A 25,967-nucleotide genomic window follows, 5' to 3' on the forward strand; every position below is an offset into this window, starting at 1 on the left:
AAACAAGCAAAAAAAAATGATTTCAGAAATATATGATGTAATCGTAGTGGGTGCCGGTCACGCAGGATGTGAAGCAGCAGCTGCAGCAGCCAATTTAGGTTCAAAGACGCTGCTTATTACAATGAATATGCAGACCATCGGACAGATGAGCTGCAACCCTGCAATGGGAGGAATTGCAAAAGGACAGATCGTAAGAGAGATCGATGCGATGGGAGGATATTCCGGAATTGTAGCAGACAAATCTGCGATCCAGTTCAAGATGCTAAATCTTTCCAAAGGTCCTGCCATGTGGTCGCCGAGAACGCAGAACGACAGAATGCTTTTCGCGGAAGAATGGCGTTTGGCTTTAGAAAATACACCCAATCTTGATTTCTTTCAGGACATGGTAAAGCAGCTTATTATCGAAAATAATAAAGTTGCCGGAGTGGTTACTTCATTAGGAATAGAGATCAAAGGACGTTCTGTAGTTCTTACCAACGGAACTTTCCTTAATGGTTTGATCCACGTTGGAGACAAACAATTAGGAGGCGGAAGAATGGGCGAACCAAGAGCTTTTGGAATTACAGAACAACTCGTTTCTTTAGGCTTTGAAGCAGGAAGAATGAAGACTGGTACCCCACCCCGCGTAGACGGAAGAAGTCTGGATTATTCTAAAATGGAAGAACAGAAAGGAGATGAAAATCCTCAAAAATTCAGCTATTTAGATACCCCTAAATTAACCAAACAATTAAGCTGTCACATTGTTTATACCAACGAAATTGTACATGATATTTTACGTGAAGGTTTCGACAGAAGCCCAATGTTCAATGGTACGATTCAAAGTTTAGGACCAAGATATTGTCCGAGTATTGAAGACAAAATCAACCGTTTTGCAGAGAGAAACAGACACCAGTTATTTGTAGAACCTGAAGGCTGGAAAACGGTAGAGATCTATGTAAACGGATTCAGTTCTTCCCTTCCGGAAGATGTGCAGATTAAAGCAATGAAACATATTCCGGGATTCGAAAACGTAAAAGTATTCCGTCCGGGTTATGCTATTGAATATGACTACTTCCCTCCTACCCAATTGAAGCATACCTTGGAGACAAAATTAATTGATAATTTGTACTTCGCGGGACAGATCAACGGGACAACGGGATACGAAGAAGCAGCCGGACAAGGTCTTATTGCCGGAATTAACGCTCACAACAAAGTAAAGGAACAGGATGAATTTATCCTTAACAGAGATGAAGCTTACATCGGAGTTTTAATTGATGATCTTATCACAAAAGGAACAGAAGAACCGTACAGAATGTTTACCTCAAGAGCAGAATACAGACTTCTTTTAAGACAGGATAACGCAGACATCAGATTAACGCAAAAAGCTTTTGATTTAGGTTTAGCCAAAGAAGAACGACTAAAAAGAGTAAATGAGAAAGTCGCTCAGAGTGAGGAACTTGAGAACTTTCTTCGGGAAACTTCTTTAAAGCCGGGAGTAATTAATCCTATTCTGGAAACGATCGAAAGCAGTCCTGTTGATCAGGCTTACAGAGCAGCTCAGATTCTTACAAGACCGAATATGACGTTGGAAAAACTGGATCAAATCGACTTTATCAACGAAGTTTCTTCTAAATTTGATGATGAAGTAAGAGAACAGGCAGAAGTGAATATCAAATATAGAGGATATATTGAGAAAGAAAAAGAAAATGTTGCTAAACTGAACCGTCTGGAAAACATTAAAATTCCGGAAGATTTCGATTACACTAAAATCTCGAGTCTCTCCGCAGAAGCCAAGCAGAAAATGACGAATGTAAAACCAAAAACAATTGCACAGGCTGGAAGAATCAGCGGAGTTTCGCCTGCAGATATTAACGTTTTATTGGTTTATTTAGGACGCTAAAACGAAAATGTTTCACGTGAAACATTCATAAAAATACAATCAAAAATTAAGGTATTTATGAGCTTATACAAAGGTCTGAATATCTTAATTTTTAATTTTAAAGAAAAATCAAATGAAAATAAAAGATCATTTTCTATCTCAGGAAATTTTTGAAATTATTGAAACAGATACAAAAGGAGTTTTCAAGACCTCCCCTATTCCATCCAATATTTCAAAATATTATGAAAGTGAAGATTATATTTCCCACCATCAGGATTCCGGAAGTCTTAAAGAAAAATTGTATAAATTTTTACAATCCTTTAATTTGCAGTACAAAAAAAATATACTTTTATATCGAATCAGCAAAGGATCAAAAGTATTGGATTACGGTTGCGGAGCCGGAGAATTTGTAAAGTTTATAGAAAATGATTTCGAAACTTTCGGTTTTGAACCGGATGCAGATGCAAGAAAAGCAGCCCAGAATAAAATTTCAAAAGCTACTATTTTAGATAATATTCATTCCATTGAAGATAAAAGTCTGGACGCAATTACTTTATGGCATGTTTTTGAACATATCGAAAATCAGGACGAGATGCTCGAAATTTTCAATCGTAAACTGAAAGACAAAGGACTGTTGATTATTGCCGTTCCCAATCCTACTTCATACGATGCGAAACATTATAAAGAATATTGGGCAGCGTATGATGTTCCGAGACACATCTATCATTTTTCAAAAAACGGTATGGAAAATCTGATTGCTAAAAAACCCAACTGGAAAATGAGAAAAATCAAACCTTTGGTTTTGGATTCTTATTACATCTCTATGCTAAGCGAAAAATATAAAAAATCATCCCTATTTTGGCTAAAAGCAACGATCTTCGGAACGATTTCTAACGTAAAAGCCCTTTTTTCGAACGAATTTTCAAGTTTGATATACATTATCGAAAAAAAGTAGAAAATCGAAATTTAAGCCATTTCTGAAGATCAATTTTTCAGAATTTGAGCCTTGAAAATCAAAATCCCGGGAAATTCTCCGGGATTTTATTTTTTATCAACTCCCCTACTCGATTCAAATTTTCAGAATATTTTTTACACAAGGTTGAAAAAATCAGATTAGAATTTTAAAATTTGTTAGTAAAAAGTTAGTAACTCAAAATTTGACTCTATTTTTTGAAAATTAGAAAAGTAACAATAGTTTTTAAAAACTTCAATTTTTATCCTTTTAGAATTTTGAAAATTTTAATCATTATATCATCATCATATTTTTTGATTTTTGGGCAATTTTTGAAATTGGCTCAAATATGAGCAACTAAGTAAAAAATGAATCAGTAAAAATTTTGGTTAGTTGTAGAAATTTCAATTCACTGGTAATTTTCAAAAATTGACAAATTATTCTTTGGTAAATCAAAAATGAAAATTGTTAATTTGTTCTTCGTATTTGAAAATTAAAAATACTGATCGTTTTTTAAGAACAATATTTAAACTTTAAAAATAATTTATAAAAATTTTAAAGCTTCATAATAAACTTTTATATAACAAAAGATTTAAACACTTTAGTTTCTTAAATTTAATACTTAAACTGAAAAAGAATACATAAGTAAAAAAATCAAAGATTTTTCTCTTTGCAGACTTTTGTAATACTTTAAATAAATTCAATAAAGTCTTTTGTATCTTTTGCGGTTAAAATTAAAATGACTTTGAGCAAGCTTAAAATAAAAAGTCCGCCGAAAAATAAGCGGACTTAAAGTATATAAATTAATTCTCTTAATTGTTAATGGCAGCAACACCCGGAAGTTCCAAACCTTCCAGACTTTCCAACATCGCTCCTCCTCCGGTAGAAACATAACTTACTTTTTCTCCGTAACCGAATTGCTTCACAAACGCAACACTGTCTCCTCCTCCAACTAAAGAGAAAGCTCCCAATTTTGTAGCTTCGGCAATACTGTCTCCAAGAGCAACTGTTCCTGCCGCAAAGTTCGACATTTCGAAAACTCCGATCGGTCCGTTCCAAAGAATCGTTCTGGAATTTAACAATACATCATTGAACTGATCTCTCGACTTCGGACCTGCATCCAGTCCCATCCATCCTTCAGGAATTTCGTAAATATCTACTTCTTTTCTGTCGGCATCATTACTGAAACTTTCAGCAATTACTGTATCAGACGGAAGATAAACTTTTACTTTATGTTCCTTCGCTTTTTCTAAAATCTCCAGTGCTAAAGGTAACTTATCTTCTTCCACTAATGAAGTTCCGATCTTTCCGCCTAAAGCCTTAATGAAAGTAAACGCCATTCCGCCTCCAATGATTAAATTATCAACTGCCGGTAAAATATTTTCTATAATGGTAATTTTAGTTGAAACTTTAGAACCACCAAGAATAGCTGTAACAGGTCTTTCACCGCTTTTTAATACTTTATCAATCGCCTCAAGCTCTTTAGCCATCAATAAACCGAAAAATTTAGTTGATGGGAAAAATTTAGCAATAACCGCCGTTGAGGCATGTGCTCTGTGAGCTGTCCCGAAAGCATCATTCACATATGCATCTGCTAATTTAGAAAGCTGTTCTGCAAAAGCTTCATCGCCTTTTTCCTCTTCGTTATGAAAACGCAGATTCTCCAACAAAAGAATTTCTCCCGGTTTAAGCTCAGAAGCAGCCTTTTCAGCCCTTTCTCCAACACATTCGTCCACAAACTTAACTTCCTGTCCTAAAACCTCAGAAACCTCGTCTACGATATGTTTCAGCGAAAACTCGTCTTTAACCTCTCCTTTTGGTCTCCCTAAGTGAGCCATTAAAATTACAGAACCGCCATCTTTAAGGATTTTATCCACGGTTGGTTTTACCGCAACAATTCTCGTATTGTCTGTTACTTTAAGTTGGTCGTCCTGCGGAACATTGAAATCCACTCTTACAAGCGCCTTCTTTTCATTGAAATTGAAATCATTGATTGTTTTCATATGTACATTTTATATTTTTTCGGGTAAAGTGAACCGACTTTGAGAATCCATTGGCTTCATTTTTTCCGGCAGGTCGGGTTCATTCATTTCGTTCTAATTTTGTTTCACAAATGTAAGATTTTAAAATTTTCAGAACGATTCAAGCTTTGAAAAGTTTTCAAAAAGTTTCCCGCAGACTCATCATTCATCAATCAACATAATTTCTTTTCTCTTAAAAAAAGAAAAATGATACTGTTGTTGAGTATTGTTAGTTTAGGGGATAAATTTTAATGAAATACTTTACCACATTTAATTTTAAGCCAATTCACAACTTATATACATTGTAACGCATTGATATTATAGTATTTCACATCGTTATTAACAATTGTGGGTAACTTTCAGAATTTACTATTATTAATAAATATTTTATGGAAAAGACCAAGAATTCTCCCCAATAACTTTGTGTAAAAAAATGCAGGATCTATGAAAGCAAAATTCCATTACAAAATTTTTCAATGTTACGAAACTTTAGTTTTAGAACTTTTTTCAACAGTTACCCACAAGCGTTTTCACAATTAACTCGCAAAAATTTAAGACTTATCCACATTATACTTAACTTTGTGTGGAATAAATCTATTAAAGGCTTAATACAAGTATTATGAAAAGAAAAATAGCAATTGCTGCAGACCACGCAGGCTATGAATACAAGGAGATTGTTAAGAACTATCTTTCAGAACGTTTTGAAATTCAGGATTTTGGCACGTTTTCCACAGACAGTGTGGATTATCCGGACTTTGTACACCCCGCTGCTACATCTGTTGAAAACGGTGAAAATGAACTGGGAATTTTGCTGTGCGGAAGCGGCAATGGCGTTCAGATCACTGCCAACAAACATCAGAAGATTCGCTGTGCGCTTTGCTGGATGCCGGAGATTGCTTCATTGGCAAGACAGCACAACGATGCCAATATGATTTCGATCCCTGCAAGATTCATATCAAAGGAATTGGCTATTGAAATTGCTGAAAAATTCCTTTCTACAGACTTTGAAGGAGGTAGACATCAGAACAGAGTAGACAAAATTGCATTCTGCTAAAAGTATAAAGGCTTGTAAATCAATTTGCAAGCCTTATTTATTTTTTATTTTGTATATTTGCAGCGTCCAATAGAAATTACAATCTATTATTTCCATACAAGCCTGTAGAAAATTTAAAAACACATTATTAAAAGGTTTTTCTCCACTCTTCTCCATATTTGTATTAAATTTATACAAAACTAAAACTTCCGTTGTAGAATAAATGGAAGGAAAATTGATGGGTTTTTACCAGTGAACTAAACTTTAAGATTTAAAAATCTCATGATTATTCGGTATTTTTAAATCTCTCTGATTGAGATATCAGAATTGAAAATTTAACGAATTACAAATTAAAATGGCAAAAAAAAGAAAATATATAAGTCAGAAAAATGAACATAAACTAAAGGAAATCGGAAGACTGATCCTTAGATTTATGAATGAAAATTCCACTAAGGTCTATAATTATAAGCAGATTGCAGACGGAATAGATTATAAGAATCCGAGACAGAGAGAACTTGTGATTCAGGCACTGCACAGATTGCAGGCTGCCGAAAGAATTAAAGAAACAGAAAAAGGAAAATATATTGTTAACCTTAATATCAAAGGAACGTTAACAGGAATTATCGATTTCAACCAGTCCGGTAATGCTTATGTAAAGGTAGAAGGTCTTGAAGATGATATTTTTATCCACTCCAAAAACGTAAAAGATGCTTTGCAGGGCGATAAAGTATTAATTGTAACCTATACATACAAAGGAAAAAAACTGGAAGGTTCTGTTCTGGAAGTCTTAGAAAGAACGAGAACAGAATTTGTGGGAACTTTACAGATAGTTCCTCACAAAGATTTTGGTTTTGTGGTTTGCGATAAAAAGACCATTAATACTGATATTTTTGTTCCGAAACCTAAATTTGGAGGTGCGGAAGACGGGAATAAAGTGATCGTAAAAATGACGGAATGGAGACCGGGAGATAAAAATCCGGAAGGAGAAATTATCCAGGTTTTAGGAGCTCCCGGAGAACATGAAACGGAGATCCACTCTATTCTTGCCGAATATGGACTGCCGTACGAATTCCCTGAAGAAGTGGAAAGAGATGCAGATAAAATAGACAGAAGCATCAATGAAGAAGAAGTTGCAAAAAGATGGGATATGCGTGGAATTACAACCTTCACCATCGACCCGAAAGATGCAAAAGATTTTGATGATGCTTTATCCATCAGAAAATTAGACAACGGAAACTGGGAAATCGGAGTTCATATTGCGGATGTTTCGCATTATGTGGTTCCGGGAACAATTCTGGATGATGAAGCTTATCAGAGAGCCACTTCAGTATATCTGGTAGACCGTGTTGTACCGATGCTTCCCGAAGTTTTAAGTAATGATGTCTGTTCGCTGCGTCCGCACGAAGATAAATTTACTTTTTCAGCCGTTTTTGAGCTGAATGACAAAGCTGAAATCAAAAAACAGTGGTTCGGAAGAACAGTAATACATTCAGACAGACGATTTACGTACGAAGAAGCACAAGAAAGAATTGAAGGAAAAGACGGCGATTTTAAAGAAGAAATCCTGGTTTTAGATCAATTGGCGAAAATCATGCGTCAGAAAAGAATCAAAGACGGGGCGATTACTTTCGACAGAAGTGAAGTACGGTTCAACTTGGATGAAAACAACGAGCCTGTTGGAGTTTACTTTAAAATAAGCAAAGATTCCAATCATTTAATTGAAGAATTTATGCTGTTGGCGAATAAAAAAGTATCGGAATTTGTTTCTCTGAACAAAAGAGGAGAAATTTCACAAAATACTTTTATTTACAGGGTTCACGACGATCCGGATCCGGCAAAACTGGAATCTTTGAGAGATTTTGTGTCGACTTTCGGATATAAAATGGATTTAGCGAATACCAAAAAAGTTGCGGAATCTTTAAACAAATTATTGCACGATGTAAAAGGTAAAGGCGAAGAAAATATGATCGAAACTCTGGCGATGCGAAGCATGAGCAAGGCGGTTTATTCTACAGAACCTATCGGTCACTACGGATTGGGATTCGATTATTACAGCCACTTCACCTCTCCTATCCGTCGTTATCCGGATTTAATTGCACACAGATTGTTGCAGCATTATCTTGATGGTGGAAAATCTCCGAACAAGGCAGATCTTGAGGAAAAAGCAAAACACTGCAGTTATATGGAAAGATTGGCGGCAGATGCGGAAAGAGATTCTATAAAATTCATGCAGGTGAAATTTATGGAGAAACATTTGGGAGAAACTTTCAACGGGGTTATTTCAGGTGTTGCAGAATTCGGTTTCTGGGTAGAAATTCCGGAAAACGGTGCGGAAGGATTAATTAAATTAAGAGATTTAACCGACGATTCTTACTCTTATGATGCAAAAACCCACGCCGTGTACGGAAACAGACATGGTAAAAAATATCAGTTGGGAGATCAGGTTCAGATCAAAGTGGTTAAAGCAAATCTTATTCAAAAACAATTGGATTTCAAGATTGTTGATTAATGACTAAAATTGATAAATATATCGTTTTTAGTATTCTTAATGCAGTTTTGGTATTTACTGTAATATTTAAAACGGTATTTAATTTTTATTGGTTTGTAGGAATTATTCTTCTTCTGGTTATTATAAGTAATATTTTGATCAATAAAAACATTATCAGAATAGGAGTTTTAGGTAAAAATTATTTCTTTGGAATTACATTTCCAATGATCATAAATGCCTTTTTTCTGATTAATTATATAACCGGAATGAATCCTCAGAAAGAAACATATTGCTTTAAAAATATGATTGCTGAAGTTGGAGGAAAATATAGTCATCAAAAAGGAAAGACAACTTATATTTATTTAAGTGATAATGCTTATGAATACTCCTACATGACAAGAAGTTTCTTTATTGATTATAAAAAAATGTGGGGAAACAATCAAATCACTTATATCTTCGAAAAAGGTATTTTTGGGCTGAAGATTCGAAAAGATTTTAAATTTAGTTACAATGAAAATTGTCCGGAAAATTAACTGCAAGAAATTGCAGTTTTTTTATTTTTAGAACAGATAATAATATTTTACAGTAAATAACATCAAATCATTTTCATATTTGCTTTTTACAACATAAAAACTAACTTTGTATAAATAGATGAAATTATTTCATTGAAAACACCACTGAATGTTTGAACTTATATTATCTGCCATCGTTTTAGGATTCATGCTGAGTCTGGTTTTTATAGGACCTATTTTTTTCCTTTTAATTGAAACCAGCTTTTCGAGAGGTCCGAAACATGCTTTAGCACTGGATTTAGGCGTTATTTCTGCAGATCTTCTGTGCATTTTGGCTGCGTATTATGCGAGTGCAGATATTGTAACGCTCATCGATAAACATCCCGGATTTTACAGAATTACCGCCATTCTGATCTTTGTGTACGGAATTGTGATGATGGTTACCAAAACCAAGATGCATATTCCCGGAGAAGAAAAATTCATCAATCAGAACTATTTTAAAACATTCGTCAACGGTTTTTTCTTTAATCTTCTGAATGTCGGAGTCATCCTTTTCTGGCTTGTCACCGTTATTTCGGTGAGAAATCAGTATCCGGATACCAGTAATTTCATTTTATACATCGGAATCGTCATCGGAACGTATCTCTTTATCGATCTGGTAAAAATATTCCTTGCAAAGCAGTTTCATGACAGACTTACCCAAAAATTAGCCAACAGAATCAGAAGAATTGTTGGCGGAATTCTCATCATATTCAGTTTCTTTATCTTCTTACAGAGCTTTAAAAAATTCAATCAGTTCGATAAAAGACTGGAAGAAGCAGAGAAAACTGAAGTAAAATACAAAAAGACAAATGAATAAAATAATCTTTCCAAAATCTCTGAAAAAAGGTGATAAAATAGCCATCATTTCTCCTGCGGGGGCCGTAGAATCTTCCCAGCTTGAAAAGGGAATCGAACTGATTAAAAGTAAAGGTTTCGAACCCATTTTGGGAGAACATCTTTACACGAAATATGCAAACGGATACAATTACGCAGGAACGGAGCAGGAAAGATTAAAAGACATGAACTGGGCGCTCAATGACAGCGAAATTTCCGCAGTCTGGGCTTCAAGAGGCGGTTACGGTTCTCAGCATCTCATTCAGCAGCTTAATCTTAAAAACTTTGCCAAAAATCCAAAATGGTACATTGGATATTCAGACAATACCGTAATCCAGAGTTATCTCTTGAAAAAAGGTTTTGCATCCATTCACGGACAGACTGTAAAAACATCGAGCTTTGGTGTTACCGAAGAAAGCTACGATCTTATTTTTGATGTTTTAAAAGGAAAACACCTTAAATATACCCTTTCCTCTCATCAGTTCAATAAAAAAGGAAACGTTGAAGGACAGTTGGTCGGTGGAAATTTAGCCTTGATTTATGCGCTTTTAGGAACGAAATATTCCTTTGATTTTAAAGATAAAATTCTTTTCATTGAAGATATCGGCGAAAACTTTTATGCTCTCGACAGAATGATCATGAGTCTTGAATTAGCCGGAGTTTTTAATAAAATTTCAGGTTTGATTATCGGCGGAATGACCAATATGGGCGATGAAAAAGAAAATAAACAATATGAAGAAAGCTTTGATGAATTTGCCTACAAGTTAATTGCCGACAGAATTTCAAAGTATGATTTCCCAACAGTTTTCGGTTTCCCGAATGGACACATCAAAGACAACAGACCGTTGATTATTGGTGGAAATGTGAGAATGGAGGTTAAGAATAAGGTTAAGATTGAGTTTTAATATGAATCTGTTATTTCTCCGAACTTTAGGAATGTATATTGTCTTCTTTAAATGTTTGATGAAAGGGGAAAAATTAAGTTTAAGAGAAATCTGGAATAAGAAGGAAGAATATCATCTGACTTTGTATGGAATAATTTTTTGGATAATTATACTGATTGTAAGTTTTTCAACAGTGATTTTTTGTATAAAAAATAATCTATCGATATAATGGAAGATCACAACGATTTTGGTAAAAAAGCAGAAGAATTGGCCGCTGAATATTTACAGAAAAACGGCTACAAAATTCTGGTAAGAAACTTTCGATACCAAAAAGCATAACTGGATTTGGTTGCCGAAAAAGATAGTTTAATTGTAGTCGTTGAAGTAAAGGCACGTTCTACTGATGTGTTTAATCTTCCACAGGAAGCCGTAAACAAACGAAAGATTAAGTTGATTGTTTTGGCTGCCAATTATTTCATGGAAGAATACAATAAAAATCAGGAAGTACGATTTGATATCATTTCCGTTCTTCCCGACGAAAATAAAAATCTGGTGATAGAACATATCATCGATGCTTTTGAAGCATTTGACGCGAACTAAATTAATTTAAGATTGAATTAAATGTATTAATGATAAATTGTTATACTAATAAATGATTGTCCGTAATCTGACATAATTGAAAAACCTTTGAGTTCTTTGCTGAGTGAATAGTTTATGCTGAGCTTGTAGAAGTAGCTTTGCGAAATTAAAAACAGTTGGTATATAAAAAGAATCTTGGCGATCCTTTGCGTTAAAAAGCTGTACGATTAATAACGGATAATCAAAAAAACATAATACAATTCAAAAATAAAAAGTAAAAATGAAAACAATATTAATCACCGGAGCAACTTCCGGAATCGGAAAATCTACCGCCGAACTTCTGGCAAAACAGGGAAACAGAATAATTATCTGCGGAAGAAGGTCTGAAGTTCTGGAAAATGTAAAAAATGAACTTTCAGAATTTACCGAAATATTTAGTTTAAAATTCGATGTCAGAAATCTTGAAGAAGTGGAAACTGCAATCGGTTCTCTTCCTTCGGAATGGAAAAATATTGATGTTTTAATTAACAACGCCGGAAATGCTCATGGATTAGATCCTTTGTCTGCCGGAAAAACGGATGATTGGGATTCTATGATCGATGGAAATGTGAAAGGACTTCTGTATGTTTCTAAAATGATTATTCCGGAAATGAAGGAACGAAATTCAGGACATATCGTCAACATCAGTTCCGTTGCAGCGAGACAGACATACGCAAATGGTGTGGTCTATTGTGCCACAAAAAAAGCAGTAGATGTTATTTCCGAAGGAATGCGTATCGAACTGACGGAATTCGGAATCAAAGTAACAAATATTCAGCCGGGAGCGGTAGAAACAGATTTTTCGATGGTAAGATTTAAAGGAGACAGCGAAAGAGCTGCAACGGTTTACGCCGGTTACGAACCTCTGAAAGCCGAAGATATTGCAGATTCCATTGCTTACTGCATCAATGCTCCGAAACACGTCTGTATTTCGGATATGACGATCTACCCTTCTGCTCAGGCGGAACCAAGAACCATCCACAGAAAGCTATAATCTGAGTTTTGAACTATGAAACTTTTACTCTTCTTACTGTGTTTCTGTTGTATTTTAGGATATGCCCAGAAGTATTCTAAAGACGAAAAACAACTGCTTTCTCAGACGGTAAAACTGGATTCTCTCATACAGAATAACGATTCCGGAGTTTTAGATTTGTTCGAAGACGATGTTTCTTTCGGACACTCCAATGGATGGATTCAGAACTATTCGGATTTTAAGAGAGATTTCGGCTCGAAAAAAGTAATTTATGATAAGATCGAACAGATTGAAATTTCAGAGCTTAAAAAAGATAAAAATATCTGCTCACTGAGAAGAAAAATAAAAGTTTCAGGAACCTACATAAGCCAGAAATTCGAAATGATTCTTGCATTGCTGGAAATCTGGAAAAAAGAGAAATCGGTCTGGAAACTCTGGAGCAGGCAAAGTGTGGAAATAAAGCCATAAATTTGCACTGAAACAATCAATTTGGATTTTGTTGTTGATTTTAAATTTAAAAAATGAAAATTCTATATCTCGAAACCTCGTCAAAAAACTGTTCCGTAGCCATTTCCGATAATGAAAAACTGTTGTGTGTAACGGAAGAAGTTTCTGAAAACTACAAACAGTCTGAAAGTCTGCATACATTCGTAGAATGGGCTTTGGAAGGAGCCGGAATTTCCATGAAGGAAATTGAAGCAGTTTGTCTGGGGAAAGGTCCCGGTTCGTATACCGGATTGAGAATTGGTGCAGCTTCTGCAAAAGGTTTCTGCTACGGACTAAAAATTCCATTGATTGCGGTAAATTCTATGGAAAGCATCATAGAGCCTTTTTTAGACCAAAACTACGATTTGATAGTACCAATGATCGATGCGAGACGAATGGAGGTTTATACGGCGGTTTATGACGGAAAAACAGGCAAAGAAATTTCTGCAACTGAGGCTAAAATTCTAGACGAAACTTCTTTTGAAGAATTCAAAGACAAAAAAATACTGTTTGCAGGAGATGGAACCAAGAAAGCAAAAGAGATTTTACAGCTTCCTAATGCCGTATTTGATGAAAATTCCTATCCTTCTGCAAAATATTTAGTAAAAAAAGCACTTGAAAAAATAGAGCAGAAAGAATTTGAGGACATTGCTTATTTTGAGCCTTTCTATCTCAAAGATTTTCATGGAGTAAAGAAAAAAAATAAAAGCGAAGAGTAGTTCTTCGCTTTTATTTTTATTGTGGTTTTGCCGGAACTGTATTCACAGGAGGCTGCTGATTGTTATTTTGTTTTTTGGGCGGCTTGTTTCCGCTGTTGTTCATCGGCTGGCTCTGCTGAGGATTATTCATCATATTATTTCCCTGCATTTGTAGAGAACTGCCGATTCCGTTATTCTGCTGTGTCGGTTGTTGCGGAACATTGTTTACCATATCTCCCGGATTTTGAGGCACCGCATTTCCTTTATTATCGGTAGCCTGGAAGCTCAGGTCACTTTTCAGATAATTAAGCATTTCTTTGGCTTTTTCGCCTTCAGGTGTTTTACCGTAATTCAGGGCAATCTGTTCCAGTTGAAGAATCATTACCTCTTTCCCACTTGCTTTTCCTGAGTTAAATGCATTCAGCAAATATAATTTCGGAACCAGGGCATCCTTCGGATTTTGCTGGATCGCTTTTTCAATGAGATCTTTACTTTCCCCGAACTTCTCAGATTCATAAAGCGCAAAAGCCTGTTTGTACTGGTTTTCCACATCTGCGGAAGATTTTACGAAAGAACTGCTTTTAGGATTTCTTGCAAATTCTGCATACGATGTGTAAGGATAGTCTTTTAAGAGGATTTGTTTTGCTCTTTCGGCTGCCTGTGGATTTTTTTCATAATTCATGGCGAAAATCTCATACAAAGCCTGTAACATTACTTTTTCTTCAGGTTTTACATCCACCAGATCATACAGGGTTTTTGTAGCTAAAGGCGTATTGGTAAAATAGTTCTGATACATAACTCCCAAACCTAAAGAAGCGGTATCTCTGTCTTTTTTAAGCTGATCCAGTTTTGCAACATCTGTCGGAATCTGCTCTATGTAGAAAGCCGGTTCAAAACGTCTCGGATTTGGTGCGGCAGTGGTTCCTAAAGCATCATTTTTAAGATCTTCGATTGTTGCCATTTTCTTGGAAAAACGCCAGTTGTCTACCAAAGCTCTGTCTCCCCAGGTTTGCTTAAAGGTCTGGGTTCCTTTGGAAACCGTCCCTGTATTGCTGAAATAGAAACCTTTGGTTGCCACTCCGAAATCTTCAAAAGAATTTGAGCTGTTGGCAAATATGGAAGTTGCATTATAATCTCCCGTATCAAAACCTTTGCTTCTTTCTGCACGTTTTCTTTCCAGTTCTTCCCTTTCTTCTTTTGCCTTGATTTTAGCAATGTATTTATTGAAAAAATCTGTTTTCTGGTCGATAGACATTTTTGCAAGATTCAGGATACTGTCGTTCTTTTTGATCAGATAATAGTTTCTTGAAATCTTTTTGATGTACGTAGACTGATCTGCCAAAAGGACTTTTGAAGGTTCGTAAGTCATTACCGCCAAAGCAGAATCATAATACGCTCCGGCTCCGATGTAATCATTTTTATCCAGATAGCCCTTCCCGATTTCATAGTAAGCAAGACCCCGAATTTGCCCGTCAGACACTTTTTCCTTCAGAGATTTTCTGAAAAATTCCTGAGCTTCATCCTTTTTTCCGGCTTTGTTTGCCATCAGTCCCAAAGCATAGTAAAATTCGTTTTTTCTGGATCCGTAAGTTCCTTTTTTACTGATGTCTTCAAGGTATTTTCTTGCTCCGCTGTAATCTCCGTTTCCGTTGAAAGTTTTGGCAATTTCGATCTGGGATTTTACCTCAAATTCAAAATCATTGGCGTATTTGTAAGCAGCCATAAAGCTTTCGCGAGCCTTTTCATTCTGGTTAAGACCTTCTAGAACCTGCCCTCTCAGATAAGCAATTCGGCTTTTCAGCTTTCTGTTGCTGTTCAGTTCAAAAGCATTATCCAGTTCTTTTATGGCTTCTTCTTTTTTTCCTGCATCCAAAAGAGATTCTGCATAGTAAATACTCAGTAATTTCTCATATTGCTTGGAAATTTTGTCACCTTTCAGTTTGGCAAAAGTTTCATGAGCTTTATGATAGTTTTTGATCTGATCATACGCTAAACCCTGATAAATTCTTGCCAGAGGAAGTCTTTTATCATCCTTCATGTGCGTGAAAACATAATTTAGCGCATCAAGTGCTTCCAAAGATTTCCCTCTGTAAATTCTCGCCTGTGCAAGAATCATGTACGCATCGAAAATCTGCTTGTTCTGCTCTTCACCATGTCGGATCACAGAATATTTGTTGATAGCTTTTAAAGCCTTTGCTTCTGCAATTTCCAGTGTGGTAGCCCCTTTCTGTTCCGGCTGACCGGATTCTCCAGTAGCCATTCCCGTTGCACCCGACATCGGATTTCCGGGCATTCCTGAAGGCATTTCGGGAGGACGGCCGCCACGAGAATCCGTGTTTTGCTGAGGACGGTTGATCTCTCCCATTTTCATGGAGTTTTCTGCAAATGCAGCAGACTGTCCCAGATCACTTCCCAAAGGCTGATCTTCATACGTAAGAATCGGGATATAAGGCGCATAAAAATTGTCTTTATGCCCTTTGTCGCGGGTCTCAAACTCATTATTTAAAGCATCTTTTGCATTAAATAACGTGTTGTAATATGTGGTAAATCCTTTCATAAACTTAGACCGCTGTTCAGGCTTTTTTACCTTTGTGGCGCATGAAGCAACGATACAGAGTATCAAAAGGAATAAAATATTCTTTTTCATTATTAAATATAACTCGCTAATCTACTTTTTATTATCAGTAGGATTGATGATTTTGTAAAAATAATAAAATTTTATGGGGAAACTCGTTATATTTCTTTCAAAATTTTGTAAACCAAATGAGTAGGAAGTCCCATGATCGTATAATAGCTTCCTGTTATTTTTTTGATTTTTGCCATTCCGAGCCATTCCTGAATACCGTAGCTTCCGGCTTTGTCGAAAGGTCTGTAATTTTTAATATAATATTCTGTTTCATCGTCTGTAATTTCATCCAATTCCACATCGGCAACATCGGTCTGTGTGATGGTTTTATCTGAGGTTTTTATGGTAATTCCGGTGTAAACCTGATGAGTCTTTCCGGAAAGAAGCTGAAGCATCTGTTTAGCTTCCTTTTCATCTGATGGTTTTCCCAGAAACTGATCATCAATGGCTACAACGGTATCTGCGGTTAACAATACTTCATCTTTTTCAAGACTTCGGAATGCATCTGCTTTTAATTCAGATAAATAAGCAGCAGACTCCCCTACTTTGATGTGTTCTGGAACAATTTCTTCACAATCAATCTTTACGACTTCAAATTCAAACCCTAAACTGGTTAAAAGTTCTTTTCTTCTCGGAGATTGTGAGGCTAGTAATAATTTCATTTACAGTAAATTAAGTAGATTGTGTGTCATCGTCGTCGAACCAGTTTCCCTGAACTTTCATCACCTGTTCGATGACGTCTCTTACAGCTCCGCTTCCCCCTTTGATGGGCGAAATATAATCGGAAATGGCTTTTATTTCGGGAACTGCATTTTCCGGACACGCAGAAATGGCAGAACTTTTCATGATCTGAAGATCCGGAAGGTCATCACCCATTGTTAAAATTTCATCGTACTTCAGATGATTTTTTCTTCTGAAATCCTCAAAATCTGCCATCTTATTGTGGGATTTTGCATAATAATCTTCAATACCCAGATAATTGATTCTGTGTTTTACCATTTCATCATTTCCTCCGGTGATCACTCCGATTAAATAATTGTTTTTTAATGCTTTAACTACGGCGTATCCGTCCAGAACATTCATTACCCTGCACATATTTCCTCCGGGCATAAGATACACGCTTCCGTCTGTAAAAACGCCATCTACGTCGAATACAAACGCTTTAATATTTTTTAATTTCTCTTTATAACTCATACATTTTCTGAATTGAGTGATTCATTGTCTTATAAATTTCCAGACTTTCTCCATGCAGTAATTGTTCGTGCAGCTCCAGTATTCTTTTGTCGTTCCTTACTGCGGGACCGGTCTGGGCAGATCGGGGCTCAATTTCGTAAATTTTTTGTACAGTCTCATCAATCAATGGTAAAAAATAATCAAAAGGAATTTCCTGAGAATCTGAAATTTCTTTGGCCCTTGCAAACAGATGATTGACAAAATTGCAGGCAAAAACTGCGGTAAGATGGATATATTTTCTTTTTTCATGGGTACTTTCCATCACGTTTTCTGAAATCTTCGAAGCAATTTCAAAAAGTGTTTTTTTATCCTGCTCATTTTCTGTTTCGATAAAAAAGGGAATTTTAGAATAATCAAGCTCCTTAGATTTTGAAAAGGTCTGCAAAGGATAAAAACTTGCCTTCCGATAATCTCCTTTTAAGCTTTCTTTGGGTAACGATCCGGAAGTATGAACAACAAGACAGTCTTTTATGGGAATCATTTCTGAAACCTCTTCAACGGAGTTATCACTTACGGCAATGATGTATAAATCTGAATCGACTAAATTTTTAGTTGAATAAGTGATTTCTAATTCTTCGGAGATTTTTTTTAATTCCTCCTCATTCCTTCCAAAAATCTGAGCCAAAGGAATCTTATTCTGAACGAATGCTTTTGCCATATGATAGGCTACATTTCCTGAACCGATAATTACAATTTGCATAAAACAAATATAAGTTTTTGCAATGATTTGGAAGAGGAAACTTAGTTGTTATAATCAGAATTAATTAATTTTAAATTTTCTGAAACAGGATTTAAAAATAAATATTTTACAGTTGCTTTTTAATATACACATCAATATTTCAATAATAAATGTCCTGTGATAAAGCAATTCGAAGAATATAAGGTTATCCTTTAAAAAGAAGATGATCGACAGGTTTAAAATAATTCTTATTTTTAGTTTTGATATTTGGACTAAAAATTGAAGGAGTAATTTAACTTTCAGTTATTTTTGTAATCCAAAACAATGAAAGCATCCTATGAAGATTAAAGACACGGAAATTATTTCGTTGATGCAAGATCCGCGAACTCAGGAAAAAGGAGTTCGTGCACTGATGGATGCTTATCAGAGTAGATTGTATTGGCACATAAGAAGAATTATTGTGGACGGAGATCTTGCTCAGGACACTTTGCAGGAGACTTTTATTAAAGCTTATCAGAATTTTCATCAGTTTAAAAATGACAGCCAGTTGTACACATGGCTGTACAGAATCGCCACCAATGAGGCGCTGCAGCAGATCAACAAACTGAAGAAAATGCAGAAAACCGATGAAGATCCCGAATATCATATGCAGAATCTTATTGCAGACAATACAGACGGAGATGCAGAAGAGATACAGATTTTGCTGCAGAACGCCATACAAAGTCTGCCGGAAAAGCAGAAACTGGTATTTATGATGCGGTATTATGATGATTTGCCTTACGAAGAGATATCTAAAATTGTAGATATGTCCGTAGGAACATTAAAAACAAATTATCATTATGCCAAACAGAAGATTGAAGAATACATCAAAGAGAATTACGAAAGATAATTTTTGAGAAACAACAGCATGAAAGATTTTGATCTGGAAAAATTAGAACGCAAAAACATATACAAAGTCCCCGAAAATTTGTTTGAAAATATTCAGGGAAAGGTATTGAGCGGAATGAATGATTTTGATCTGGAGCAATTGGAACGTAAGAATATTTACACCGTTCCTGAAAAATTATTTGAAACCGTTCAGGATAATGTTGTAAAGCGTGTTCTGCCTGTAAAAAAAGCACCGGTTTTCAGACTTAACTGGGCTTATGCAGCTGCGGCATCACTTGCCTTGATTTTTGGAGCGACTTTTGTTTTCAACAACGGAGATTCTGCAGATCAGGTACAGCAACAGGTTGCAGCAAACAATCAGGAGCCTAAAACGGAAAGCCAGATTGCTTATGAAACCTTAAAATCTGATTTAACTTCTGTTGAGAATAACAATCAAACAGGTAGCAGTCAGGACAACAATAAGTCTTTAGCGAAAGAAGAAAAACCGGCTAAGACGACAGATGAAGCAAGACCAAAATCTTCACCATCTGTTTCGAAACAAAATGAGGCTCAGATGAACGAGTACCTGGATTCCTTCTCAAATTCCGAAATTTCGGAACTGGCAAGCAATTCTACACAGGACGTTTATTTGGACTTGTATAATTAAAAGAAAAATGAAAAAGATATTATTTACGCTTTTTATTATCTATAGTTTTGGTCTGAATGCCCAAAGGACAGATTATGACTGGAAGAAGATGGATCCTAAACAGAGAAAGGAAATCATCAATAATCTTTCTCCTGAGGAAAGAAAAAATCTTCTGATGAAGTTCAGGAATAATATGGTGATGGATAATCTGGATATTGATCCCAGTGATAAGGAAGAGTTTACCGATATTTATAATGAATATCTGGAAAGCCAGAAGCAGATAAAAAGTCAGTTTAATTCTGATTTTAATCCTGAAAACTTATCGGATGAGGAGGCAAAAGCCAAGCTTCAGCAGAGTTTTGAAGTAGGGCAGAAGCTGCTCGATAACAGGAAGAAATATGCAGACAAAATGCAGAAAGTAATACCATGCCAAAAAGTTTTGAAGCTTTTCCAGTCTGAGGGAATGATGAGAGATAAAATGAACGAAAGAAAACCTCACGGAAATAATGGCAGTAATAACGCTTCAAGACAAAACCCATAATAGTTTATTTTTTTAATGTTGGACGACCCTTGCAATTTATTTGTGAGGGTCGTTTAATTTTAAATTAAAACGATATTTTTGCGAAAATTTTTAACGATGAAGAAGATAATTCTGTTTTTAATGTTTTCGTGTATTTTAACAGCGCAGAAAACTGAATATATAAAGCTCAACCAAAGTATTAAAGATAAATTCTCACGGGTAAAGTCTTTAACCCTGATTGATAACAGAACTGAAAAAGATTTAGGAACTGTAACCTACAAAAAAGAAAATGTTCAGTTGAAGTTTGAAAATGAGGATCTCAAAAAATATGTAGAAGACTGGTTTGCAAACGATAATAAGACCAAAGGAAATAATAACGATATTGTTTTGTTGTTGGAAGAAATCAGGATTGATGATTTTAAAAACACAGGCTTGGCAAAAGCAAAGGTTAAAATCAGCAGTTTTATCAACAGGAACGGCAAATATTATTTCATTAACCGGTACAACAGTACGGTAGATTTCAATTCAAAATTAACGCCCAACATCCCAAGAGTAATATCTGTAGCCATAGAAACTATTTTTTCCACTTTAATTAAAGATTCTTACTCGCACATCGCTTTGAGTACTCCAATTGCTGAGTCTGATCTTCATAATTATGAGGAAATCGTAGGCAAAAATATCAAATATCTTACAGTTCCTGAACTTACAAACGGAGTGTATAAAGATTTCAGATCTTTTTCTCTTCAAAAGCCGGAAGAAGGATATTATGTAGATAAAAATAAAAAAGGAAAAGTTATCGGGATTAAAAACAGGGAAGATCTTCTTTTATCCGCCGAGTATGTTTTTGGATATGTGGAAGACGGAAAAGCATACCGACTTACACCTGTTGGCTTCTTAGAAATGCAGAAAGACGATAAAGGATATTATGTAGTTTCTTCAAGACTTGAGCTGTTTCCGCCTCAGAATGTTAATAACGGCGCCATGATTGGTGTAATGATGGGCGGAATTGTCGGCGGAATGATAGGTGCGGCACTCGATTCCGGAAAAGCCGCAAGAGATAAACCTGAAAATTTGTCTAATATTTACATCGATCCGCTTACGGGAGAATATATTTTTACGAAGTAATTTTAATTTAAAATTTTAATGATGAAGAAGTTTTTGCAAGTTACCATGACTTGTCTGTTGATTGTTTCTTTTGCACAGAATAAAGAAATCATAAAACTGAAAGGAAGTATTCCCAATAATGGAAAAGGAGATTACAACACATTAATTGTTATTGATAACAGAAAAGATAAAACCATCGGAGTTCTGCCTTTCGGTGACAGCAAAGAAATGAGAGAAGTTTCGTTTCAAAACAGTCCGGAAGACGATTTTTCCGAATGGTACCGTAAAAGCAATCTGAAAGGAGGGAAGCAGGATCTTGTGTTGGTTCTCAATGATCTTAAATTATCTGTAAAAGAAACGTACGAAAGGAAAAACATCGGAACCATGAAATTTTCCCTTCAAAGCTTTGTGAAAGAAGAGGGTAAATATCATTTTCTGTATAAAAAAGACACCACTTTCAAGTTCAGCCACAGAGATGTTGCCGATGTGATGGTGAGAAATATGCATCATTTTTTTTCTTTGTATCTTGAAAAAACATACAAATCCAAACCTTCAAAATATGATCTTACCTTGGATGATATTTCCAACTATCAAAGCTATGTAAATAATTATCCTGCTTTTAAAAATGAAAGCCTGAAAGAAGGAATCTATCTGGATTACAATTCGTTTTTCAGGCAGACTCCAGAAGAAGGCTACACTTTGGAGCGATGGGAAAATGGAACATTAGACAGGGCTGTAAAAACCGAAAACGGAAAGAAAATGAAAATTCCTTCCCGTAAAATGTTTATCTATGTAGAAAACGGAAAAGCGTTTAAAAATACCTATTCAGGATTTCAGGAACTGTTAAAAAACGAAAAAGGATTTTACATCGTCGCAAAACCTTCAAGTTTATTTCCGCCTCAATATGATGTTAAATTAGGAATCATGTTTGGATTAGTCGGCGGAATTGCAGATGCACTACTTTTTAATCCGAATAAGCTGAGTCATAATCCTCAGGAAATTTACATCGATCCGATGACAGGCGAGTACGATTTTAATGATATTTTTGATGAATTATCATAAAAAAGAGAGACAGCGCGTCTCTCTTTTAAACTTTCTGCCAATTAAAAAGATTCTTTACTCAGCAAAAAAAATATTCAGCACTTTAATGGCTTGTAAATTGATACTAAAAAATTACCGAATTTCAGAAGGTAAATGAACAAGTCGATCGTAATTTTAGCTCTTATTTTTAATTGTTTCTTCTTTTTTCACGCACAGGAAAAAAAGGATTCGATCTATTATAAAATTGAAAAATTTTCAGATAAGAGAAAATTTACCAAATTCCTTCACCGTTTTATATTTCGTAGAGAAGCAGATTCCGTTTCTGTAAAAACAACCACCGAAAAAGTAGTGCAGGAAACGCACGACGGAAAATACATCAGAAATATTAAAATCGAAACCATAGATCCTTTTGGCTATGGTTCTCAGGACAAAAAAGAAAAATCCAGATGGTACGATTGGTTTACCAATCATCTTCACTCCAATACGAGAATTTCAACCGTTAATAATTATTTACTTTTCCAAAAAGGAGAGGAATACAATGCCCAGAAAATCTATGAGTCTGAACGTTTGCTGAGAACAATGCCTTTTATCAACAGAGTGAACATCAGTATTTCCGACAGTACTTCCACCAAAGATTCTATCGATGTAATCGTAAAAGTGCTGGATTCATGGAGTCTGAAACCCAGAGCAAGCTATTCCGGAAGTAAAATCGGGTTAGGCGTTACCGAAGAAAATTTTCTCGGACTGGGGCATGATTTAAGTTTTCTGTACCGTAACGATTCCAAAGAAAAGCAGAATTATTTACTCGGAAGTTACACCGCATACAATTTATGGGGTTCCTACATTAATGCACAGATTTTGGGAGAAAGAGATTTTGCCAGAAATGAAAGAATCAGCCTCAGTGCAACGCGCGATTTTTTCTCTCCTTTAACGAAATGGGCAGGAGGATTTAATTTTGAGTACTTTATGCGCCGGGTTTTGCTGCCGATCGAATCCGAAACTGTTTTTCCCGAAGCTCAGATTAAAGTGTACAGTCAGGATTTATGGGGAGGTTACCAGATTCCCATTGCCTCAAAAACTTCAGAAAAAGTTTCCAGCAATATTGCTTTAATCGGAAGATTTCAGAATTATCAGTACAAAGACAATCCGGCAATAGACAAGTACGATTACTTTACCTCTTACAGCAGTTTTCTGGCATCTGTAGGATTTATACAGCGAAAATTCTCTGTTCAGAAAAATATCTTTCAGTACGATCTTCCGGAAGATATTGCGTACGGAACTTCGGCGAGTCTTACAGCGGGAGGTTTATCAAGAAGCAACAGAATCATTCCGTATGCCGGAATTTCCGTGGCATACGGAGATTTTACCGACATCGGATATTTCAGTGTGAAAGCACAATTCGGAAGATTCTTCAACGAAGACAGACAAAACCGCGAATCTTTCCGGTTAGATGGGACGTATTTCACGAATCTTATGGACTGGAAGTTTGCCAGTGCAAGACACTTTTTTTCTCCCACATTAGCCTTAGGAAATCCGCAGCACAACTATTCTTACAGAGACCGCATCAATCTCTCCGCGGGCGATGAGTTTCCGGTGTACAGTGCAGATTATATCGGGACAAAAAAACTCGTTCTGCGATATCAGCTTCAGCTTTTCGTTAATAAAACCTGGAAAAACTTTCATTTCAGTCCTTACTTAACAGCAGCAGCAGGCTGGTTGGCAATGCCCGATGAAAAATTATTAAAAACAAACGTCAATACAAAAATAGGAATCGGTGTTCTCATTAATAATCCTTTTCTGGTATTCAACCGGATTCAGATTTCCTTCACCTATTATCCAAAAGTTCCTTTTGACAATAATTCATTGTTCGATTTCAACAGCAACCGGAACAACCTTTTGCCCATGAACGGCTTTACCACAGACATTCCGCATTTCGTGAATTTTGGAAATTAATAAAGGCTTGAAATTAAATTTTTGTTCTTCAAAATTAACACTAAGGAATTATCCTGCATTTTGTTATCTTTGCAAATTACAAGATTCTTAAATGAAAAACATACGAAATTTTTGCATAATCGCCCACATCGACCACGGTAAAAGTACTTTGGCGGATCGTCTTTTGGAATATACCAATACGGTGACTCAGAGAGAACTGCAGTCTCAGACACTGGATGATATGGATTTGGAGAAAGAACGTGGAATTACCATAAAATCCCACGCCATCCAGATGGATTATGAATACAAAGGAGAAAAATATATTTTAAACCTTATTGATACACCGGGACACGTAGATTTTTCTTACGAAGTTTCCCGTTCCATTGCTGCCTGCGAAGGAGCGCTTCTAATTGTAGATGCGGCACAGAGTATTCAGGCACAGACCATCAGTAATTTATATTTAGCACTGGAAAACGATTTAACCATCATTCCTATTCTGAATAAAATCGACCTTCCTTCCGCAAATCCTGAAGAAGTAACCGACGAAATCATGAACCTGATCGGTTGCGACTATGAAGATGTTTTAAGGGTTTCCGGGAAGACAGGAGAAGGAGTTCACCATTTGCTTGAGCAGATTGTAGAAAGAATTCCGGCTCCGGTAGGAGATCCGGATGCGCCGCTTCAGGCTTTGATCTTTGATTCGGTTTACAACCCGTTCAGAGGAATTGAGGCTTACTTTAAAGTGGTAAACGGAAGTATTTCTAAAAACGAAAAAATTAAATTCTTCGCAACCGGAAAAGAATACGGAGCCGATGAGGTAGGAACACTGAAATTAAAGCAGGTTCCGAAGAAATCGGTAGAATGTGGAGATGTAGGATATCTGGTTTCCGGAATTAAAGACGCGCGTGAAGTAAAAGTAGGAGATACAATCACTTCTTTTGAAAAACCTGCAGCAGGGCCGATTGAAGGTTTTGAGGAAGTAAAACCAATGGTTTTTGCCGGAATTTATCCGATTGACTCTGAGGATTTTGAAGAATTAAGATTCTCTCTTGAAAAATTAAGACTGAATGATGCTTCTCTGGTTTTCGAACCTGAAAGTTCTGCGGCGCTTGGTTTCGGTTTCCGTTGCGGGTTCTTAGGAATGCTTCACATGGAAATCGTTCAGGAAAGACTGGACAGAGAGTTCAACATGAACGTAATTACAACGGTTCCCAACGTATCTTACTTCGGATATACCAAAAAAGAACCTGAAGTTCCGATTATGATTAATAACCCATCGGAAATGATGGATCCTACCACGATGGACAGAGTAGAAGAACCTTATATTAAAGCTTCTATCATTACAAAATCAGATTTTGTAGGGTCTGTAATGACGCTTTGTATCGAAAAAAGAGGAGAAATTGTTAACCAGAGTTACCTGACTTCAGACAGGGTAGAATTAATCTTCAATATGCCTTTGGCTGAGGTGGTTTTCGACTTCTACGACAGGCTGAAATCTATTTCTAAAGGGTATGCTTCATTCGATTATCATCCGATTGGTTTCAGAGCTTCCAAGCTTGTAAAAATGGATATCCTGATCAACGGAGATATGGTAGATGCTTTATCTTCATTGATTCACGATTCGAACGCTTATCACATTGGTAAGAAAATGTGTGAAAAACTTCGTGAGCTGATCCCGAGACAGCAGTTTGATATTGCCGTTCAGGCAGCATTAGGAACGAAAGTTATTGCAAGAGAAACCATTAAAGCGTTAAGAAAAGACGTAACCGCAAAATGTTATGGAGGTGATATTTCCAGAAAACGTAAACTTTTGGAAAAGCAGAAAGAAGGTAAAAAGAAAATGAAGCAGATTGGTAGGGTAGAAGTACCGCAATCGGCATTTATGGCTGTTTTGAAGCTGAATGACTAGTGAAAGAGCCA

Annotated in this window: 22 protein-coding genes and 1 pseudogene; 18 read left to right on the plus strand and 5 right to left on the minus strand. The window is 36.0% G+C overall.

Annotated elements, in window-relative coordinates:
- The first annotated feature begins 16 nt into the window (after positions 1-16).
- Positions 17-1,879 (plus strand): tRNA uridine-5-carboxymethylaminomethyl(34) synthesis enzyme MnmG, encoded by a 1,863-nt coding sequence (mnmG, locus tag H6W52_RS12865; protein ID WP_116098706.1) that lies wholly within the window; start codon positions 17-19, stop codon positions 1,877-1,879.
- 112 nt (positions 1,880-1,991) lie between these two features.
- Positions 1,992-2,813 (plus strand): class I SAM-dependent methyltransferase, encoded by an 822-nt coding sequence (locus H6W52_RS12870; protein WP_087706679.1) that lies wholly within the window; start codon positions 1,992-1,994, stop codon positions 2,811-2,813.
- An 809-nt stretch (positions 2,814-3,622) separates the two neighbouring features.
- Here the strand turns inward: H6W52_RS12870 and H6W52_RS12875 are convergent.
- Entirely contained in the window at positions 3,623-4,813 is a 1,191-nt protein-coding gene (locus tag H6W52_RS12875; protein ID WP_116098707.1) for a phosphoglycerate kinase, read from the minus strand.
- Positions 4,814-5,450: 637 nt separating this feature from the next.
- On the opposite strand from H6W52_RS12875, the gene rpiB reads away from it, so the two are divergent.
- From rpiB to tsaB, 9 genes and pseudogenes are all read left to right on the plus strand, one after another.
- On the plus strand, positions 5,451-5,885 hold the full coding sequence (gene rpiB / locus H6W52_RS12880) for a ribose 5-phosphate isomerase B (RefSeq protein ID WP_116098708.1): 435 nt from the start codon (positions 5,451-5,453) through the stop codon (positions 5,883-5,885).
- A 334-nt stretch (positions 5,886-6,219) separates the two neighbouring features.
- A complete protein-coding gene (gene rnr, locus H6W52_RS12885) occupies positions 6,220-8,373 on the plus strand; it encodes a ribonuclease R (protein WP_116098709.1) in 2,154 nt (717 codons plus the stop codon).
- The gene (locus H6W52_RS12890; protein ID WP_116098710.1) at positions 8,373-8,885 is read left to right on the plus strand and encodes a hypothetical protein; all 513 of its coding nucleotides are present in this window, start codon (positions 8,373-8,375) and stop codon (positions 8,883-8,885) included. The genes rnr and H6W52_RS12890 overlap by 1 nt, the downstream gene beginning before the upstream one ends.
- 148 nt (positions 8,886-9,033) lie before the next feature.
- Positions 9,034-9,723, plus strand: coding sequence for a LysE family translocator (locus H6W52_RS12895; RefSeq protein WP_076391058.1), 690 nt, complete (start codon positions 9,034-9,036; stop codon positions 9,721-9,723).
- The gene (locus tag H6W52_RS12900; protein ID WP_185216738.1) at positions 9,716-10,645 is read left to right on the plus strand and encodes an LD-carboxypeptidase; all 930 of its coding nucleotides are present in this window, start codon (positions 9,716-9,718) and stop codon (positions 10,643-10,645) included. The genes H6W52_RS12895 and H6W52_RS12900 overlap by 8 nt, the downstream gene beginning before the upstream one ends.
- A 207-nt stretch (positions 10,646-10,852) precedes the next feature.
- Positions 10,853-11,224: pseudogene (locus H6W52_RS12905) on the plus strand (YraN family protein).
- 259 nt (positions 11,225-11,483) lie between these two features.
- Complete coding sequence (locus tag H6W52_RS12910; RefSeq protein WP_116098713.1) at positions 11,484-12,236, plus strand: SDR family NAD(P)-dependent oxidoreductase; 753 nt, start codon at positions 11,484-11,486, stop codon at positions 12,234-12,236.
- A gap of 15 nt (positions 12,237-12,251) precedes the next feature.
- Positions 12,252-12,683, plus strand: a complete 432-nt coding sequence (locus H6W52_RS12915) for a nuclear transport factor 2 family protein (RefSeq protein ID WP_116098714.1) — start codon at positions 12,252-12,254, stop codon at positions 12,681-12,683.
- Positions 12,684-12,736: 53 nt separating this feature from the next.
- A complete protein-coding gene (tsaB, locus tag H6W52_RS12920) occupies positions 12,737-13,420 on the plus strand; it encodes a tRNA (adenosine(37)-N6)-threonylcarbamoyltransferase complex dimerization subunit type 1 TsaB (protein ID WP_116098715.1) in 684 nt (227 codons plus the stop codon).
- 16 nt (positions 13,421-13,436) lie between these two features.
- Here tsaB and H6W52_RS12925 read toward each other — a convergent pair whose 3' ends face one another.
- The 4 genes from H6W52_RS12925 to H6W52_RS12940 all read right to left on the minus strand — a co-directional run bounded on the left by H6W52_RS12925 (position 13,437) and on the right by H6W52_RS12940 (position 17,958).
- Positions 13,437-16,046: a tetratricopeptide repeat protein gene (locus tag H6W52_RS12925; protein ID WP_116098716.1), complete on the minus strand. Its 2,610-nt coding sequence runs from the start codon at positions 16,044-16,046 to the stop codon at positions 13,437-13,439.
- A gap of 86 nt (positions 16,047-16,132) precedes the next feature.
- Positions 16,133-16,687, minus strand: coding sequence for a Maf family protein (locus H6W52_RS12930; protein WP_076391066.1), 555 nt, complete (start codon positions 16,685-16,687; stop codon positions 16,133-16,135).
- A gap of 10 nt (positions 16,688-16,697) precedes the next feature.
- Positions 16,698-17,219, minus strand: a complete 522-nt coding sequence (locus H6W52_RS12935) for a KdsC family phosphatase (RefSeq protein ID WP_076391067.1) — start codon at positions 17,217-17,219, stop codon at positions 16,698-16,700.
- Positions 17,209-17,958: a Rossmann-like and DUF2520 domain-containing protein gene (locus tag H6W52_RS12940; protein WP_116098717.1), complete on the minus strand. Its 750-nt coding sequence runs from the start codon at positions 17,956-17,958 to the stop codon at positions 17,209-17,211. The genes H6W52_RS12935 and H6W52_RS12940 overlap by 11 nt, the downstream gene beginning before the upstream one ends.
- Before the next feature lie 316 nt (positions 17,959-18,274).
- Here H6W52_RS12940 and H6W52_RS12945 point away from each other — a divergent pair, with 316 nt between their 5' ends.
- The 7 genes from H6W52_RS12945 (at position 18,275) to lepA (ending at position 25,956) form a co-directional block, all read left to right on the plus strand.
- On the plus strand, positions 18,275-18,826 hold the full coding sequence (locus H6W52_RS12945; protein ID WP_076391069.1) for an RNA polymerase sigma factor: 552 nt from the start codon (positions 18,275-18,277) through the stop codon (positions 18,824-18,826).
- 18 nt (positions 18,827-18,844) lie between these two features.
- Positions 18,845-19,471 (plus strand): hypothetical protein, encoded by a 627-nt coding sequence (locus tag H6W52_RS12950; RefSeq protein ID WP_228457576.1) that lies wholly within the window; start codon positions 18,845-18,847, stop codon positions 19,469-19,471.
- A 7-nt stretch (positions 19,472-19,478) separates the two neighbouring features.
- Positions 19,479-19,991, plus strand: coding sequence for a hypothetical protein (locus H6W52_RS12955; RefSeq protein WP_076391070.1), 513 nt, complete (start codon positions 19,479-19,481; stop codon positions 19,989-19,991).
- Between the two features lie 96 nt (positions 19,992-20,087).
- Positions 20,088-21,095, plus strand: a complete 1,008-nt coding sequence (locus tag H6W52_RS12960; RefSeq protein ID WP_116098718.1) for a hypothetical protein — start codon at positions 20,088-20,090, stop codon at positions 21,093-21,095.
- A 21-nt stretch (positions 21,096-21,116) separates the two neighbouring features.
- Positions 21,117-22,136, plus strand: coding sequence for a hypothetical protein (locus tag H6W52_RS12965; protein ID WP_185216740.1), 1,020 nt, complete (start codon positions 21,117-21,119; stop codon positions 22,134-22,136).
- Between the two features lie 132 nt (positions 22,137-22,268).
- Positions 22,269-24,068 (plus strand): hypothetical protein, encoded by a 1,800-nt coding sequence (locus H6W52_RS12970; protein WP_116098720.1) that lies wholly within the window; start codon positions 22,269-22,271, stop codon positions 24,066-24,068.
- 91 nt (positions 24,069-24,159) lie between these two features.
- Positions 24,160-25,956, plus strand: a complete 1,797-nt coding sequence (gene lepA / locus H6W52_RS12975) for a translation elongation factor 4 (protein WP_087706645.1) — start codon at positions 24,160-24,162, stop codon at positions 25,954-25,956.
- The last annotated feature ends 11 nt before the right edge of the window (positions 25,957-25,967 follow it).

Source organism: Chryseobacterium sp. C2(2020) (assembly GCF_014218915.1).
Lineage (GTDB): Bacteria > Bacteroidota > Bacteroidia > Flavobacteriales > Weeksellaceae > Chryseobacterium > Chryseobacterium mucoviscidosis.

Excerpts from the sequence above, each read along its gene's own strand:
- mnmG (WP_116098706.1), top strand. The coding sequence starts at position 17 with ATGATTTCAGAAATATATGATGTAATCGTAGTGGGTGCCGGTCACGCA.
- H6W52_RS12870 (WP_087706679.1), top strand. The coding sequence starts at position 1,992 with ATGAAAATAAAAGATCATTTTCTATCTCAGGAAATTTTTGAAATTATT.
- H6W52_RS12875 (WP_116098707.1), bottom strand. The coding sequence starts at position 4,813 with ATGAAAACAATCAATGATTTCAATTTCAATGAAAAGAAGGCGCTTGTA.
- rpiB (WP_116098708.1), top strand. The coding sequence starts at position 5,451 with ATGAAAAGAAAAATAGCAATTGCTGCAGACCACGCAGGCTATGAATAC.
- rnr (WP_116098709.1), top strand. The coding sequence starts at position 6,220 with ATGGCAAAAAAAAGAAAATATATAAGTCAGAAAAATGAACATAAACTA.
- H6W52_RS12890 (WP_116098710.1), top strand. The coding sequence starts at position 8,373 with ATGACTAAAATTGATAAATATATCGTTTTTAGTATTCTTAATGCAGTT.
- H6W52_RS12895 (WP_076391058.1), top strand. The coding sequence starts at position 9,034 with ATGTTTGAACTTATATTATCTGCCATCGTTTTAGGATTCATGCTGAGT.
- H6W52_RS12900 (WP_185216738.1), top strand. The coding sequence starts at position 9,716 with ATGAATAAAATAATCTTTCCAAAATCTCTGAAAAAAGGTGATAAAATA.
- H6W52_RS12910 (WP_116098713.1), top strand. The coding sequence starts at position 11,484 with ATGAAAACAATATTAATCACCGGAGCAACTTCCGGAATCGGAAAATCT.
- H6W52_RS12915 (WP_116098714.1), top strand. The coding sequence starts at position 12,252 with ATGAAACTTTTACTCTTCTTACTGTGTTTCTGTTGTATTTTAGGATAT.
- tsaB (WP_116098715.1), top strand. The coding sequence starts at position 12,737 with ATGAAAATTCTATATCTCGAAACCTCGTCAAAAAACTGTTCCGTAGCC.
- H6W52_RS12925 (WP_116098716.1), bottom strand. The coding sequence starts at position 16,046 with ATGAAAAAGAATATTTTATTCCTTTTGATACTCTGTATCGTTGCTTCA.
- H6W52_RS12930 (WP_076391066.1), bottom strand. The coding sequence starts at position 16,687 with ATGAAATTATTACTAGCCTCACAATCTCCGAGAAGAAAAGAACTTTTA.
- H6W52_RS12935 (WP_076391067.1), bottom strand. The coding sequence starts at position 17,219 with ATGAGTTATAAAGAGAAATTAAAAAATATTAAAGCGTTTGTATTCGAC.
- H6W52_RS12940 (WP_116098717.1), bottom strand. The coding sequence starts at position 17,958 with ATGCAAATTGTAATTATCGGTTCAGGAAATGTAGCCTATCATATGGCA.
- H6W52_RS12945 (WP_076391069.1), top strand. The coding sequence starts at position 18,275 with ATGAAGATTAAAGACACGGAAATTATTTCGTTGATGCAAGATCCGCGA.
- H6W52_RS12950 (WP_228457576.1), top strand. The coding sequence starts at position 18,845 with ATGAAAGATTTTGATCTGGAAAAATTAGAACGCAAAAACATATACAAA.
- H6W52_RS12955 (WP_076391070.1), top strand. The coding sequence starts at position 19,479 with ATGAAAAAGATATTATTTACGCTTTTTATTATCTATAGTTTTGGTCTG.
- H6W52_RS12960 (WP_116098718.1), top strand. The coding sequence starts at position 20,088 with ATGAAGAAGATAATTCTGTTTTTAATGTTTTCGTGTATTTTAACAGCG.
- H6W52_RS12965 (WP_185216740.1), top strand. The coding sequence starts at position 21,117 with ATGAAGAAGTTTTTGCAAGTTACCATGACTTGTCTGTTGATTGTTTCT.
- H6W52_RS12970 (WP_116098720.1), top strand. The coding sequence starts at position 22,269 with ATGAACAAGTCGATCGTAATTTTAGCTCTTATTTTTAATTGTTTCTTC.
- lepA (WP_087706645.1), top strand. The coding sequence starts at position 24,160 with ATGAAAAACATACGAAATTTTTGCATAATCGCCCACATCGACCACGGT.